The organism is Paenibacillus sp. sptzw28 (genome assembly GCF_019550795.1).
Taxonomy (GTDB): Bacteria; Bacillota; Bacilli; order Paenibacillales; family Paenibacillaceae; genus Paenibacillus_Z.
Map to the genome: position 1 here is coordinate 3,563,545 of NZ_CP080545.1, position 15,656 is coordinate 3,579,200.

General features: G+C 53.6%; 12 protein-coding genes. All 12 read right to left on the reverse strand.

Annotation, left to right across the window (positions count from 1 at the left end; all coding sequences use genetic code 11):
• Window positions 1–122: 122 nt before the first annotated feature.
• Window positions 123–1,046: an aldo/keto reductase gene (locus KZ483_RS16120; protein WP_220348461.1), complete on the reverse strand. Its 924-nt coding sequence runs from the start codon at window positions 1,044–1,046 to the stop codon at window positions 123–125.
• 72 nt (window positions 1,047–1,118) lie between these two features.
• Window positions 1,119–2,165 carry a FecCD family ABC transporter permease gene (locus KZ483_RS16125; RefSeq protein WP_220348462.1) on the reverse strand — a complete coding sequence of 349 codons (1,047 nt, stop codon included), beginning with the start codon at window positions 2,163–2,165 and terminating at the stop codon, window positions 1,119–1,121.
• Window positions 2,162–3,175, reverse strand: coding sequence for a FecCD family ABC transporter permease (locus tag KZ483_RS16130; protein ID WP_220348463.1), 1,014 nt, complete (start codon window positions 3,173–3,175; stop codon window positions 2,162–2,164). Before KZ483_RS16130 ends, KZ483_RS16125 begins: the two co-directional genes overlap by 4 nt.
• Window positions 3,176–3,263: 88 nt before the next feature.
• The gene (locus KZ483_RS16135) at window positions 3,264–4,541 is read right to left on the reverse strand and encodes a stalk domain-containing protein (protein ID WP_220348465.1); all 1,278 of its coding nucleotides are present in this window, start codon (window positions 4,539–4,541) and stop codon (window positions 3,264–3,266) included.
• Between the two features lie 109 nt (window positions 4,542–4,650).
• Complete coding sequence (locus KZ483_RS16140; RefSeq protein WP_220348467.1) at window positions 4,651–5,382, reverse strand: hypothetical protein; 732 nt, start codon at window positions 5,380–5,382, stop codon at window positions 4,651–4,653.
• Window positions 5,383–5,625: 243 nt separating this feature from the next.
• The gene (locus KZ483_RS16145) at window positions 5,626–6,822 is read right to left on the reverse strand and encodes a type III PLP-dependent enzyme (protein ID WP_220348468.1); all 1,197 of its coding nucleotides are present in this window, start codon (window positions 6,820–6,822) and stop codon (window positions 5,626–5,628) included.
• On the reverse strand, window positions 6,819–8,036 hold the full coding sequence (locus tag KZ483_RS16150) for an MFS transporter (RefSeq protein ID WP_220348469.1): 1,218 nt from the start codon (window positions 8,034–8,036) through the stop codon (window positions 6,819–6,821). Before KZ483_RS16150 ends, KZ483_RS16145 begins: the two co-directional genes overlap by 4 nt.
• Window positions 8,033–9,973: an IucA/IucC family protein gene (locus tag KZ483_RS16155; protein ID WP_220348470.1), complete on the reverse strand. Its 1,941-nt coding sequence runs from the start codon at window positions 9,971–9,973 to the stop codon at window positions 8,033–8,035. The genes KZ483_RS16150 and KZ483_RS16155 overlap by 4 nt, the downstream gene beginning before the upstream one ends.
• 29 nt (window positions 9,974–10,002) lie before the next feature.
• Entirely contained in the window at window positions 10,003–11,193 is a 1,191-nt protein-coding gene (locus KZ483_RS16160; protein ID WP_220348471.1) for a type III PLP-dependent enzyme, read from the reverse strand.
• A gap of 11 nt (window positions 11,194–11,204) precedes the next feature.
• A complete protein-coding gene (locus tag KZ483_RS16165) occupies window positions 11,205–11,993 on the reverse strand; it encodes an HpcH/HpaI aldolase family protein (RefSeq protein ID WP_220348472.1) in 789 nt (262 codons plus the stop codon).
• 12 nt (window positions 11,994–12,005) lie between these two features.
• A complete protein-coding gene (locus KZ483_RS16170) occupies window positions 12,006–13,841 on the reverse strand; it encodes an IucA/IucC family protein (protein WP_220348473.1) in 1,836 nt (611 codons plus the stop codon).
• Window positions 13,838–15,655, reverse strand: coding sequence for an IucA/IucC family protein (locus tag KZ483_RS16175; protein ID WP_220348474.1), 1,818 nt, complete (start codon window positions 15,653–15,655; stop codon window positions 13,838–13,840). Before KZ483_RS16175 ends, KZ483_RS16170 begins: the two co-directional genes overlap by 4 nt.
• Between the last annotated feature and the right edge of the window lies 1 nt (window position 15,656).

Genomic DNA, 15,656 nt, shown 5'->3' on the forward strand with positions numbered 1-15,656 from the left:
TCGCGAAGTTCAATTATCAACAAGTGGGTAAACATTTCCTTGAAAATAAAAACAAAAAGCCCGATAGCTCAGGCTCTTTGCAATCTCTCAAACTATCATTTTCCGACGTTACGGTTCATACTCTATACCGCCGTAGAGGATTGGGGATGATCAACATCGGCTAATACTGCAGCGCTTGCGTTGGCGCTTACCTGTTCGGGGCTTTTACAGCCCGGTATAACCGAAGTCACCACCGGATGCTTCAAGCACCATGCCAGCGCCCATGCAGCCATATCTACTCCTTGCGGGACTTCTTCCAGCCCAATCCGCTGCACTTCCTGCAGCTTTAATATTGTGCTCTCCCTGTCATGCCGATGGCGGACGTCAGTCTCGCCGAACACGGCGTCCGGCTTATATTTGCCGCTCAAATAGCCGCTGGCAAGCGGTACCCGTGCAAGTACGCCTAAGTCCTGCCGTTCGCACGAAGGGAAGACATCCTTCTCCGGCGCTTGATCAAGCCTATTATATACAACTTGTATCACCTTGGAACCCACCCTCGTTGAGGCATCCGTCTGATGTACGTTTGTATTGCTGCCGATCGAGGTGCCTAGATGACGTATTTTGCCCGCCTGGATTTGTTTATCAAGCACACTCCACAATTCATCATTGTCAAAGGCTTCATTCGGGCCGGAATGGAATTGGTACAAATCGATATAATCCGTTTGCAGCGCCTTCAGCGAGTCATCAAGCTGTCTCACGACGTCATCCGCCTTGAAATTATCCGTTCTTGTGAAGCGTTCATGAAAGTGATGGCCGAATTTGGTGGCAATGATCCAATCTTCCCGATTGCGTCTTTGCAAATAGCTGCCGATGAATGATTCGGATAAATGATCTCCATAGCATTCGGCCGTATCGATCAGATTGATGCCAAGCTCGGCAGCCCGATCCAATATGGCGTCAACTTCAGACTGCGAAAATTGCTGTCCCCATTCGCCTCCGAATTGCCAGGTGCCGACACCGATAACGGAAACTTTAAGCTCTGTTTTGCCAAGTCTGCGGTATTTCATCTTGAATCACTCCCTTATATGAATTCACTTCCATTAAACGCTAATCGACGGGACAAGTCAAAAATAAACCGGCTAAGACCGGGCGTTCCGGTTACGGTACAGCAGATATATGAAGAACGGAGCGCCTACCCCGGCTGTAAACACTCCGACAGGAATGTCATAGGGCATAAACGCCGTCCTTGCGATAAGGTCGGCAGCGACTACGATGAGCCCGCCGATTAATGCGGAGACCGGAAGGACGCCTTCGAATGATGGCCCGACTATTCTGCGGGTCATATGCGGTGCGATAAGGCCTATGAATGCGATTCCCCCGCCTACTGCGACTGCGCTTCCGGCAAGTGCCACACTAATCCACATCAATAAGAAACGCTGACGCTGTACGGCGCTTCCTAGGCCTGCAGCAATTTCGTCGCCCAGCTGCAGCACATTCACAATGCGCGCAAACACCATCGCGAGCGGTATGAAGATAACCGTCCAGGGAAGCATTGCCCTGACCATTTCCCAGCTTGTTCCATAGACGGTTCCGGTTAGCCATATGTATGCTTCGCTTGCCGAGATAATCGGACTTAATACAAGCATTACCTTCGTTAACGATACGAGCAAAAAGTTGATGCCGATTCCAATAAGCACAAGCCGGATCGGTGTAACGCCTTTCTTCCATGCCATCGAATAAATGATAACCGATGTGACGCCGGCCCCTGCCATAGCTGCAACCGGGAGCCATTTGATGCTGACGGCACCGGAAAAATAGGTAAGGAAAGCGACAGCCGCCACGGATGCCCCGCTCGTAATTCCGATAATATCGGGAGAGGCGAGAGGATTGCGAATAATACCTTGCAGGATTGCCCCGGCTGCGGCTAGTGATGCCCCGACCAGAAAGGCCGCTATTATACGCGGCAGTCTCAAGGTATGTATGACGATCGAATGGTCTTCGGTTCCCTTACCGAGGATCGTCTTTACCACGTCAACCGGAGCAATATTCATATCGCCCAAGCCCGTACTTATTATAATGAGCGCCAGATTGAGCAGGGTTAAAGCTGCCGTGACCGTGAGTATTTTTGTATGCAGCTGCATCGCGGCACGCGGTTTGCCGGAACGAAGCTGAAATAAGGGCTTCATGCTCTTTCCAGCCCCCTTCGCGCAACATAAATGAAGAATGGAATACCGACAATCGCCGTAATGGCGCCGACAGGAAGCTCTTCGGGCCGTACGACGTAGCGTGCCGCAATATCCGAGAGAAGAAGCAGTACCGCTCCAAGTATGGCACTATAAGGAATGATCCAGCGATAATCGGTGCCTGCGAAAAAACGGGCCATATACGGAATGACCATTCCGATAAAGCCGATCGGTCCCGCGATGGCAACCGAGCAGCCCGCAAGTATGCCGACAATGATTCCGGCCGCAATTTTGACTGCCAATGTCCGCTGACCCAGCCCTTTGGCCGCATCTTCTCCCATCGTTAACACATTGATATGCCTTGCGAGGAGCAGCGCCGCTACCCAGCTTGCAGCCATGAAAGGCCAAACAGCGGACAGCATTTCCATCGTCCGACCGGCCACGGAGCCTGTCAGCCAGAACAGCACATCGCTTAACCCTTGCTCGTCCAGCACAAGCATCCCTTGAGTAAAGGAAGAGAATAAGGCGCTTAATGCGGCGCCGGCCAAAATGATTTTTAGCGGCGTCAATCCGTCTCTGCCGACCGACCCAAGCAGGTAGGCGGCAGCTGCACCTACGACAGCCCCTGTAAAAGATATCCACATCAATGATGTAGTCGATGTAACGGACAGCACGGTAATGGCGAATACGATAAAAAATGATGCGCCGTAGTTAATGCCGAGCACATTCGGATCCGCCAGCGGATTTCTGGTAATAGCCTGGATCAGCGCTCCGGCGATGGCAAGGCTTGCCCCTATCGCTGCCGCGATGAACGCTCTTGGAATGCGGGAGGTTTTAATAATAATTTGATTGTTTGAGCTTTGGTCATAATGCGTAAACGATTGAACGACGTCGCTAAATCCAACCTTCGTCGCTCCCAGAACGATGCTTGCATATATGCAAGATATCAGCAGAATGGCTCCGATTACGATCCCCAAGCTTTTGGCGACAGCCCCTGGTAAAACGTTCCCCATGTACCCCTCTCCAGTCTCAATACGCATAAAAGAATGAGCTTAAATCACCCATTCTTTTATGCCGCTTATGTTGTTATGCTTGCTTCGGTTACTCCAGATCGAAATAGAAATACAGATCGTCCATCATCATTTTCGCAGCAGTTGCCCCGCCCGACATATTCCAGGTAACGTCGTTTACCTTGTAGTACTTGCCGTTCTTGACGCCCTTTAAGTTGCTCCAGAGCGGATTTGCCGTCCAATCCTGCTGCGATTTGAACGATTTCTCATCGCCCGCCCAGTCGGAAGTGAGGTCAAAGATAACGTCCCCGTCCAGCATCGGTATCTGCTCCTTGGAGCTTAAGCCGACGACTACCTTCCCTTCAACCTGCTGGGCTTTGGGGCGAGCCAGACCGAGCTCCTTCATAATCGTACCCGCAAATCCCGTAACGTAGAACCTAGCGCTTCCATCCGGCTGGAAGCGGACGATGGATACTTCAGTGTTCAGTCTGCTTCCCATTTTCGACTTGAAATCTGCAACCCGTTTATTCCAGTCCGCCATAAAAGCAGCGGCTTGATCTTCTTTGTTCAATGCTTCTGCAGCAATCTCCATATTCGTCTTCCAGTCGAATACGTCTGTTGTCATCACCGTCGGAGCGATTTTGGATAATTGGTCGTAAATTTTTTCGTGACGCAGCTTGGACCCGATAATCAAATCCGGCTTCAACGCGACGATCGCTTCCAGATTCGGCTGATTTTCGTTACCAAGATTCTTGACGCCGCCCATGTCCGCTCTCAAGTAGTGATACCATGGCTGCTGCACCCATGATTCAACCGCTCCGACCGGTTTAACGCCCAGCGTTAGCGATATGTCTACCATTCCGTTAAACAATACGACTACCCGCTTTGGAACGCTGTTTAATGTCGTTTTCCCCATTGCGTGCGTGATCGTCTTTTTGCTCTCGACGTTTACGGTCTTGGACGCTGCGTTCCAGCTCACCCACAGTCCGAGCGACTCTCCGAGGAATCTTAGCGGGACTAGTGTGCGTCCGTTTTGAATGACTGCCGCAGCATCCAGCGCAACGGATTTTCCGTCCACCGTGCCTACCTTACTGTTTACGGTAAGTGCAATTATTCTTTGCCCTTTGACGACGGATATTTTCCCGGTCTTCTTATCAAAGCTGACTTTTGCCCCGATTTTTTCGGCCAGCGTTCTGTATGGGACTAACGTACGGCCATTGATGCTCTGCGGCGGGACGTCGAAGGTAACCTTGCTTCCGTCCAGAACGACGGATGTCGCTGCGGCGGCAGCCGCAGTGAAAGGCACTGCTCCGAATGCCAAGATGATTGCAACTGTTAGTGCCAAATACCGGTACATCGATTTAACCATGAAATGACTCTCTCCCTTTTCTTATGTAATTGATATTGATAATCATTTTCATTTATGATCATATTCTTGAAGCTTCTTTCTGTCAAGAATAAATATACCGTCTATGCAATTATTCGATACCCATCTTTTCGGCTAACTGTCTGAACCCTTGATAAATTTGATAATCGATCTGGATGACCGCTTCCATATCGATTTCTTCCGCTTTTATTTGTTCGGCCAGCTTCGTCATTTTCTCGTCAAGGAACGAATACATATCAGCGGCGGCCGATTTAATATCGTTTTTCACGTTATCCCAAGACTGAAGGGTTTGGGCTGCAGTCATTTTCACGCCTTCGGCATCGCCCGCTTCAGCCTTCTGCTTCAAATCTTTGGCAAGCGTCCTTATGTTCTTTACCGATTCTTCCATTGCCTTTTTACCGGCATCTGCAGCGGAAGGCGGATTTGGTTCCTTTTTATCCATAATAGAGCCTGTTACGGCAGCATTGGTCTCTTTGTTTTCTACAACGGCTTTATTGATTTCTTTTGTTTGCTTGGTCCCTTTCGTGCTTGCGGGTTGTTCTTTTTCTACTTCCTTTGCAGCGGTTTCTTTCGTGTCGGTTACATTAGTAACCGTTGTTCCTTCGCCCGCTTCTTTTACTTCTTCCGTTCCCTTTGCTTCGGTCACTTGCGCCGACGTTTCTTCGCTCTTCCCTTCTGCTTTCTCACCGTCATTCGCGCTAGCAGCAGAATCGTCCGTAACTACCGCTCCCTTACTGTCCCCCGAAGCTTTGCTGTTTTCCGATGCGGAGCTGCACCCTGCCAGGATGAATGCAAGTACCGTCATAATTACCAATTGCTTCACCTTCAAATATCCTCCTCTTCTTGATGAGAAATCCAATATAGCTTTAACAAATCTTATTGTATTAGAAATGATAATCATTATCAATATAAAAATGATAATGATTATCAGATTCATTCACTCTACTCGGAGTTCGGAGGCGAAAATACGAGCGTTTCTTGCGGTATCCTTCCGACAGGGCGATGCCGCAGAAAAACCGCCCGCAGGCGAGGCGTACGAGCCTGACCTGCGCTGCGGTCGTTCTTGTTACGTGATATATACGAACGCTGGGTGTTCGAGGCTGCTGAAATCATGTGCGGAGATTGACCAGCCGTATGCCCCGGCATAAGGAAATACAATTACATCCCCGGTGCGAAGCCTCATCACATTGTTGCTGCGCGCCAGAATGTCCCTTGGGCTGTTCATTCGGCCTGCAATTGTTACCGGCAGGTCATTGATCTCCTCCCTGGGAAGGGGGTATAGCCAATCGTCGACCGGTACGATATAGAACGGGTGCCGGTGCTTCCAAGCTCCCGGGAGCAGAAATTGATGCAGTCCCCCGTGTAAAACTGCAAAATTGGAATTCCGCATTCGCTTGAGATCCAGCACTTCCGCCGCGTAATAACCGCACGACGCAGCCGTATATCTGCCGCACTCGAACAGGATTTCCGGGCATGACCCTACTTCTGATTCCACACCGATTATATTCCGAAGCTGCCTGATAAATGAGTTCCAATCGAAGGGGGCTTCAAGACTCTCGTAATTGATTCCGATGCCTCCTCCGGCATTCACATAGCGTAAATCCAGACCGAATTCGGTTTGCCACTGTCTCGCGCGACTCATATAATGCCTAATCATGGCAGCATGCTGCAGCGCATCCAATTGATTGGACAGCGAATGGAAATGAAAACCGCGCAGCGTAATGCCAGGACAGCCTTGGGCTAGCTCTATCGCCTGAGCAATATCCGCTTCATCGATGCCAAACTGCGAAGGCACCCCGCACATCTGCAAGGTTCCTGCCGGCAGCGGTCCGCGCAGATTTACCCGCAGCAGAATATCGGCATTCGTGCCTAACCGCTCAGCGATCCAGTTCGTCCTCAGCAGCTCGGAGATGCTTTCAACATGAAGCAGGGAAACCCGTTGGCGCAGAGCCTCCTCAATTTCATTGTCCGTTTTGCCCGGGCCGCCGAATATAATTTCGGCTTCTTGGGATACCTCCCGCACTTTTAAGACTTCCCCCAGCGATGCTACCTCAAAGCCGTTTACAATGGGTAGAAGCGTCCCGAGCAGCGTTTTATCCGAATTCGCTTTAATCGCATAAAAGTATTTTACGCCTGAAGGTAATGAGGCGACGATTCGCTCTGCATTTCGCTTCAGCTCGCCAATATCGTATATAAACGCGCTGAACGGCTCACCCGGATTTGTGCTTTTCCAGCTTGTTATGTAGTCCGATATATGATTCATCTGATTGCTCCTTTAACCGGTGAATCAAGCGGTGACCTGGCGGCCGCTGCAACTATGAGCGACGCGAGCACGAAGAAGGCCCCGAACAAGATAAAGACGAAGGCCGAGCTGTACACCCCCGCAAGCAGCCCTCCCGTAAGCGGACCGGCAATTTGTCCGGTCACCAGGGCTCCGCTGGCTGAACCGATGCTGGTACCCCTGCGGTCGGCGCTGGATGTCCGGCAGACGACAAGGAATACGGACTGCAGCAGCGCGCTGAAGCCGAAGCCCTGCACCAGCCTCAGAGGAATCAGCCATTCGGGACTGGAGACGGCCGATTGCAGCATAACCGCCAGTCCGCAGATCGCAGCCGCCCAGGCAAAGTTGCGTTCGACCGGAGCCATATCGTTGCGCCTCCCCCACCAGGAAGACGCTGCCCAAGAGGCCGCCCAGGTTACGCCCTGCAGCAAGCCGATCCATAAGGCTGCATTACCCGAATCCGAGACTAACAGATTAACCTGCGGAGCAAATACCGAGACCAGCCCGTAAGCGCCGATATTGGCGCAAATTCCAGCCATTATAAATGATCTGCAGATGCGGTCGGCAAACAGCTCGCGCAGAACGGCGGGAATCCCTGCATGTTGCGACACATGCGCGGGCCTGCGTTCTCCTTCTTTCAAACCAAGCGCAGCCAAAATCGACCACAGGAGGAGCAGCCCCCCCAGCAGCAGAAGCAGTGCCCGGAAACCGACCGTCCCCCAGAACAGACCGATAATCAGCGGTCCCGCGAGCGACCCGGCGGCCACCGCACCCTCGAGCTTCCCGAACGCTTTTCCCCGCTCCTTCTCCGGTACGGCGCCTCCGGCATAGGCGGCTCCTGCATCCACTACGCCTCCAAGCACACCTTGAAGCAGCCGCAGCACCAGCAGCTGCGCCGGGGTTTGGGCCAGCCCCATTGCGATAAGAACGAGCGAAATGCCAAGCAGTGCCCGTACGACCATCCACTTCCTGCCGAGCCGGTCCCCGAGTTTACCCCAAAGCGGCGCCGTCAGCGCATACGAAAGAGCCGGCGCCGCCAAAGCCAGCCCGCTCCAGAGCATAACGCCTTCCCTCCTGCCCATTTCCTCCATATACATAGGCAGAAAAGGCGCGATTGCCGTCAGGCTTGCGGTTGATAAAAAGTGACCTCCCCACAGCAGCCGCAAGCTTCTTTTCCAATCCGAAAGTCCACTCATTTTACATTCAGCCCGCGATCGATTAGATTAAAGAATGGATTCGGCGCCCGCCCGCTTCCCGAGGGCATGCTTCCTCCGGGTCTCCCCTGCTGCTGCAGCAGCGGCGTTATAATTTGTTTCCAGGGCCACGTTTCCCGTTCGAACAGCAGCTCTTCCACCGTGCTCCGGTCTTCATCCGGTATACCGGCACAGGCGACCGCCCGCTTCAAACTTTCGCGGATCGCCTTCCAGAGCAGCTCCTCTTCTATTCCGCACCACTTTACAAGTGAATCGGCAATTGAATATAAATTCACCTGAATGCCTAGCGTCTGGAAATAAGAAAGCAGCTGCTCCGCCGACTTGTTGTAAAGCGAATTAGGTCTGTCCGGTTTGACAATATATCCGGGATCGGCAAGGCCGTTTCTTTCAAGCCAAGGCAGATAGAGACGAACGGTATCGTGGTCGCGCAGCACAATTCCCGCTGTCCTTCCGTGCTTCAGAACAAGCAGCACGTTCTGTCCGTGAACCTCGGGCATAACGCCGAAGCGCAGCATGTGCATACAAATAGTCAAATATTCGTCGCATATTTCGCCGAATAACTGCAAAACCGTATCCTCGCCCCGCCGCATCTCCCGCAATTCCAGCCAGGAGTCGAATAAGTGGCCGCCGCCCGTTCCGGGCCCGCTGACGGAAAATGCCGACATCGGCACCAGACGATGCGATTGGTCTATCGCCGGATACCGGCGAATCTGACAGGATAGATGTCTTGGGCGGTCGTCAAACCAGTCTCCCGCTTTGGGCATAAAAGCCCACCAAGCGGTTTCATCGCACAGGAAAAGCCGCTCGGATAACGTCTCATCGGCGCCCCGCAGCTGCTCAAGCAGCCGCTGCCCCTTATCGCCGTTCGTCATATAAAGCGCAGGAAGCGAGCGAATTGCCCCGAGAGAAACAACTCCAAGAGGCAGCTTCACATGATGTCCGTCATCGAGCGGGGTCAAGGAACGGACCGAGGATGTTGCCGCGTATTCGCCGGCCGAAATTCCCAGGGGAATGCATACGCCGGCTTCCAGCTCGCTCCCGAGCTCCCGGGGCAGCATACGTTCCAGCTGCCAAGGATGCACCGGCAATGCGGTATATTCGTCACTGCTTAAGCCAAGCCGCTCGAAAGCCGCCGCTAACAGGCTTTGTTCTTTCCGGTGCAGCAGAAGCCCGGCGGGATCAAGTCCCTCAGTGCCGCTTCCGGGCAATGTCACATCACGTCTTAATGCCACCCACTCGAGCGGGAAGGTTCCGGCATACTCCGCACTGTAACGGATAACCTCCTTGTCGTCCCAGCCCTCCTTGGCTTTGGCCGCCGGGTGAAACGGGCGGTCCCTCAGCGCTGACCACCGTTCAAGCTCCAGAAGGGAGGCTGGAAATGCAGGCGGCCCTGAGCCGACCGTCGTCTGCACTTGAAGCGACAACGTCTTATGCCTTACCGATATTCGAACCTGTTCACATAAGCGAACCCAATCATAATCCCCTTCTGAAGCATAAGTGCCCCCGCATTCAGCCAATAACGACAACAGAGCGTCCAGATCCAGGTTCCGAAGCGAAACGCAGCCGTTATCCATTGCATCCGCTTGAATAATAGCGCTGCCGGTAAACCGGTACGGCACATGATAAGCGGATTCCACCGGAATAAGCAGGCGGGAATTCCCGGCCCCGGGGACCGGACACTGCAGCACGAGTTTTTCCGCATTCGCGGCATCGGCCGCAAGATATGCGTCACGCAGCTGTCCCGGCAGCTCGCCGGCATACACCGCCAAGGCTTGTCCGCCTGCCGGCAGCAGTCCTTCCGCCAGTAAGGCGTTAACCAAATCGGTCAGCACATAAGACGAGGCCAGCGCGACTTCGTCGAGGCTATGCGTGCCAATAGCCGCATTGTCCCTGGCTTGGACCGTAATCGGATCAATCATAGGTCTCTCCTCTCGCTTCTGAGATATACTTACGGCAGGAATATATGCTCGGGATGCGGATGGCTCAGAAAGTCATGATGGGATATGGACCAGCCGTAAGCACCGGCGAAGCGAAACAAGACGACATCCCCGATTCTCAGACACCCGATATGCGCATCTCTTGCCAGCACATCCTTCGGAGTGCACAGCTGCCCGACTACCGTAACTTCCTCATCTGTAAGCTCCGTTCTTGAGAAAGGGTATGGCCAGCGCTCAAGAGGTACGATCTCAAACGGGTGGCTGTGCTGCCAGGAAACTGGCAGCCGGAAATGGTTGGTGCCCCCTCGGACAATTGCGTAATTCTTGCCGTGATTTCTCTTGATGTCAATCACCTGGGCGGCATACCAGCCGCATGCTGCCGTAATGTATCTCCCTGGCTCAAAGTACAGCTGCAGACCGTCCCATGCCTGTTTGTCAAGCACGTTACTCAGCTCGCTTACAAACGTATCCCAATCGAACTGGCTGTCCAGATCCGCATAATTAACGCCGATGCCGCCTCCCGCATTAAGCACGGAAACGGTCAAGCCGAACTCGTCGGCCCACTGGCGGACACGCATGCAGTATAGAGAGACCAGCTCGGCGTGGCGTTCTGCATCCAGATTGTTCGAGATCGAGTGAAGATGGAATCCTTCTACCTTTATAGAAGACAAACACAAAGCGGTGCGGATCGCTTCCGGGATATCCTCTTCATCGATCCCGAACTGAGTCGGTCTCCCCCCCATAGCAAGCGTCGCTTCGGGAAGGGAAGTGCGAAGGTTGACCCGCAGCAGAACCGGAACGGTCGTTCCGTGCTTCTGCGCGATAACGTTAATGCGCCGCAGCTCATGGATGCTCTCCGCATGGATCAGACTGACCCTGTGTTCGATTGCGCCTTCAATTTCCCGGTCGGTCTTCCCCGGTCCGCCGAACAGTATCGGCACGTCATGCGATACGTCTCTGATCTGAAGAATTTCCCCGAGCGATGCAGCCTCGAAGCCATGGACGATCCCGCATAGCTGCTTCAATATTTCCTTATCCGAGTTTGCTTTCATTGCATAAAATAACCTGCACTGTTCAGGGAGCGACTGCACGCGCCGGGCGGCATGCTCCTGCAGCAGCTGCAAATCGTAAATGAACGCGCAAACCGGGTCTGTCCGGGTCTGCGCCCATTGATCGATGTAATCAAGAACCTTGTTTCCCATCTTCACATTATTCATTGCGGTTTCCTTTCCGTACTTTTCTCCGAATATGTACGCAGATGCCCGCGAAGCGCCCGGAACGAAACTCCCCGCTCGTCCCCGAGCACGAATGCACGAACACCTCTCCCGAGCCAGTCCTCAATGTCCTCGGCGGCACGGGGGATCGCACAGTACGGCACGCCGCAGCGCAGCGCTGCGGCGTGTGCCTGCCGCAGACCGTCCCGGACGCAGGAAGAGCGCATCTGCCACGGAACACCATAGGATTGCGATAAGTCTGCTGCGCCTTCAAGCACCATATCGACACCGGGGACGGATAATATTTCATCCGCCCGCTCAACGCCCTCCCGGCTTTCAATCATCGGTACGACCATAATTTCTTTGTTGGCCTTTTCCATATAAGCAACCAGATCATGCTTGCCGAACGCCCCAGGCCTTCCTCCGTTAAGGCTTCTTGTGCCTTGCGGGTGGTACCGGCAGGCGCGTACGATAAGCTCCGCCTGCTCCCTGCTCTCGACTGATGGCACGACGATGCCTTGGGCGCCCCCGTCGAGAGCCCGCAGTATTTCTTTGGGATTCGGCCCGGACACGCGCACGAGCGCTGTGATACGGGCGGCTTCGGCAGCCCGGATCATGTTCTCGAGCGTTTCCGGATTCACCAGCACATGCTCGGTATCGATAATGACAAAATCATAATCGGCGCATCCAATCATCTCGACGACGACCGGGGACGGGATGGAACAAAAGAGTCCATAAACGTGCAGGCCGTCCGCCAGCTTTTGCTTAAGAGTGTTCTCTCTCAACATGCAGCGCACCAATCAGCGGAAACGGCTGAGCGGATTAGGAACGTCATGCACGCGGAACTCCGTATCGCCGAATAGACGCCGTTTGGTCAGCTGCTCGACCTGGATCGTATCCGCAAACAGATCGAATTGCTCAAACCGTTCCCGGTACTGCGGATTCTGCCGCTCATATTCGCGTATTACTCCTGCCGTGATCCGCCAGAATACCGCTTCTTCCAAACCGAAATGCTCCTCAAGAAACATGCACAGCTCAGCAATATTGATAAAGAAGAACGCATCGTGGACAAAGTCGCGCACCACCGCCGGATCGTCCGTCTCAATGAACGAATTGCGGTTTATTTTCGGGTGATGACCTGGGACCGGATTCAGCTGCGGGCAGGCGTCCGAGTCAGCCAGATGGCGGCGCGAGAAGCGAATTCCATCATGGAAATCCTTGAGCGCGACACGTCCGGGCATGCCGTCCTTATGAATCAGGATCATATTTTGGGCATGCGATTCCAGTGCTACGCCATGCGCATAAAGCATGTGGATAATCGGTATAACGGAAGCCCGGATAACCGCCTCGGTCCATTCAAGCACGCCATAACGCTCTATCCAGGGAGCGATAAGTGGACGTCCGGTTGCTTCAACATGACAGAGTGCGTTAAACGGTACCGCTTCTTCACTCTCCGACAAATATCCGTGCAGGCTTTCCCGCCAGATCACGCCGAGCGTTCCGTACGCTTTGGCTTGAGCAAGCTCCGGCAGCGTTTCATGATCGAATGCGGCACCCGCCACTTCGCGCAGAAGCACAACCCCGGTTCTTCCCGCCGCCTCATCGCCTTCAAGCAGCCCGTGAAGCCAATCGGAGATGAGAGATGCATTCAATATCGTATGTCGGGCCAAAATCCGGCCGGTCGACGTATTCGTAATGCTGAGCGGAAGCTTCAAATACGATTTGTGCGGTGATGCCGCGTTCGCCATCGTACGGATTGACTGCTGCGGCCGATACGAGTCTTCGCCTTCTCCGAGCGCAATTATTCGCCCTTCGGCAATATTCCGGTAGAATGCTGCACCGACGATTTCTCTCCACTGCCAAGGATGGACCGGGACCAGCCTGAATGCTTCCGGCTCCCCTCCGGCGGCTTTAATCTTTTCGTGGAAACACTCGAGTGTTTCATCCCCAAGCTCCCTCTTTATAAACTTCTCGTAGTCAATGGCACTGGAATATGACAGGCGGCAGTCTTCGGCGGAAACAGCAAGCCAAACGGGCTTCACTTCCGGTTTGAATTCCGGCCCGAAGGCGGCATTATCCACCAGGCTGAAACCGATCCTTGATTTATAACAAGGATGGTATGGGTGGCCGTCCAGCACGTTCGCTTCCAAAGCGTCATACGATCTTTCCGTTGCGGAAAGAGCTGAAGCAAGACGGACAGCGTGCGCTTGAGTGTCTTTAAGCAGCGTCTGAATCAGCTCGTCGAGAAATACCGGCAGACGTTCGCCGCATCCGGCATTTCCAAGCACCTCGCTGACAAACTCCGTGAGCTGCGTTTCCGATGGATCACCGCCGGACTGGATGCGTCTTACGGAATTACGGCGTACCCGGATACGGCCGAAGCTTTGCTTGGTCCGTCCGGTGCAGACATAGGCTGCGGAAACGCCGTCCGAGTTCTGCGCATGAACGGTAAATCGTTCTTCTCCGCCCGGCAAGCTTTCCCGGTCGAACGGAACTATGCCTTCGTACAGCAGCGTTTCGATTAATTGGCAAATAATTCTGTCTTCAACTCGTTTGATAAGCTCCGGCTTGATCACTTTCACCCAGTCGTCGCCGTTAACGGCAGCCGGCTTCTCCAGCAGGTTTGTTTGGTTCATAGCTCCTCCTTGCAGTGATAAATAGAATTTGGAATGTCTACATAAAGCGGCGTTTCGCCCCGTTCTTGGAATCGGCTGATCAAATTGGCTTTCGCCGGAAGTATCGGATTCGCAAGTAAATCCTCTATGTATCCGCTAAGTCTGAAGCATTTCGTTTCTTTCAGTTCTTTCTCCAGAAGGCTGCGGACGACTTTCCACAGTCTGCCCTCCCCCATATGATGCTGCCAAGCGACGGTATGAATGACCGAACCCAGATGATTGACAAAGAAATAGTATTTCAACCGGGACCAGGCTTCTTCTTCGGAGTACAGCACGGGACTATCACTGGAAACGACGGTCTGATCCATTTCTGCATGCTCGAACCTGTCGCGAACGATGCTGACCCCTTCCAGGTCCCGTACGTAAAACCGGCTCGGCACGCCATTCTCGATCGTAACAAGTGAATTTTGCACGTGAGCTTCAAGACTGACTCCGTAATCCGCAAATAATTTCAGAAGCGGCAGCATTGAAATGCGCAGGTATGCGGCCAGCCATTCATCCGGGTCTGGTATGTTTCCTCCGCCGGACCTTCTTACCGCTTGCAACAGCTTCGGTTCCCGTTCCCCGGGAAGGCATTCGAGCAGTGACGCTACGACAAAGCTTGACCCGCTTTCGCGGCCAACCAGCTGGTGAGCCTTGCGGAACACAACCGCGAAGCTCGCAAACAGCTGCACATCCGTCTCATGAGGCCCTTTGTAAGCATCGCTTCCGCCCCTTATGCCCACAAACCCGATTTCCGGCAATATCTGAAAGCTTTCGTTACAACCGAAGATACCCATACTGTTCAATATTTTCGCCGCATCCATCGTGCGGCGAACCTGCTCCGCAGTGTTCTCACGAATGAAGTTTGTAATTCTGACATGCAGCGGGAGCTTGAAGAAATAGCCGCTCCCCGGATCCCAAACGGTGCGTACGGATGAAGTCGGGTATACCGGACTGCCGAGCGGCCCAAGATCGACGAGCGTACTATCCGCCAGCATCCGCTGAACCCGTTCATCCCGCTTGACATACTGCGCCTGCCAGGGGTGAAGCGGAATGAGCCGGTAGTGCGGGCAGCGTTCTTGCAGTAACCGCCGAGCCTCATTTATGACCTCGGAAGGAATAGGGTCTGCATCATAACCGCTCAGGCGCTCTTCTGCGATCAGCACGTCGGATGCCGCAAAATAATGCAGGCGGAACGCTGCCCGCAGCTCCGGGGCATAGGCAGGAAGTTCTTCGTCCGAGAAGCCTTCCGAGCTCTTGGGAGTCGGGTGGAACGGATGTCCCGCCAGAAGAGATTGCTCGGATGCGATGTAATCCGGCTGTCCGGGCTTTCCTTTATCTGCGTTTTCAAGAGCGGCGGCCATATAAAGTCGCATCTTCCGCAGGCTGTTATCGATTTGTCCTCGCAGCTCGGACAGCCTTTGACTTCGTTTAACATCCTGGTCGTATAAGCTGACTTCTTCCAGAATCGTACCGATTAAACGGTTTGTATCCACCTCAGTGAAAGAACCGCCGGTCTCACTTGTATAAAACGTGTCTCCGTACAAATGCTGTCCCGCCATCGAATAATAATCAAGCATTCCTGTGATCCATTTCTTACTATGCGGCAGCTGGACCGAGAAGGTCTCTCCTTTAACGACTGGCGGCAGGAAACCGGTCTCCGGAAGCCCGCCCCTGATGTCGAACACGCCGATTTCCCGAAAAAAGCTGTTAAGCAGCCCCCGAACGGACGCCCTCTCGGCCAACCGTAAGCTGATCAAGCCCGCGTCCGGCAATAATGAATGTACCTGCAAA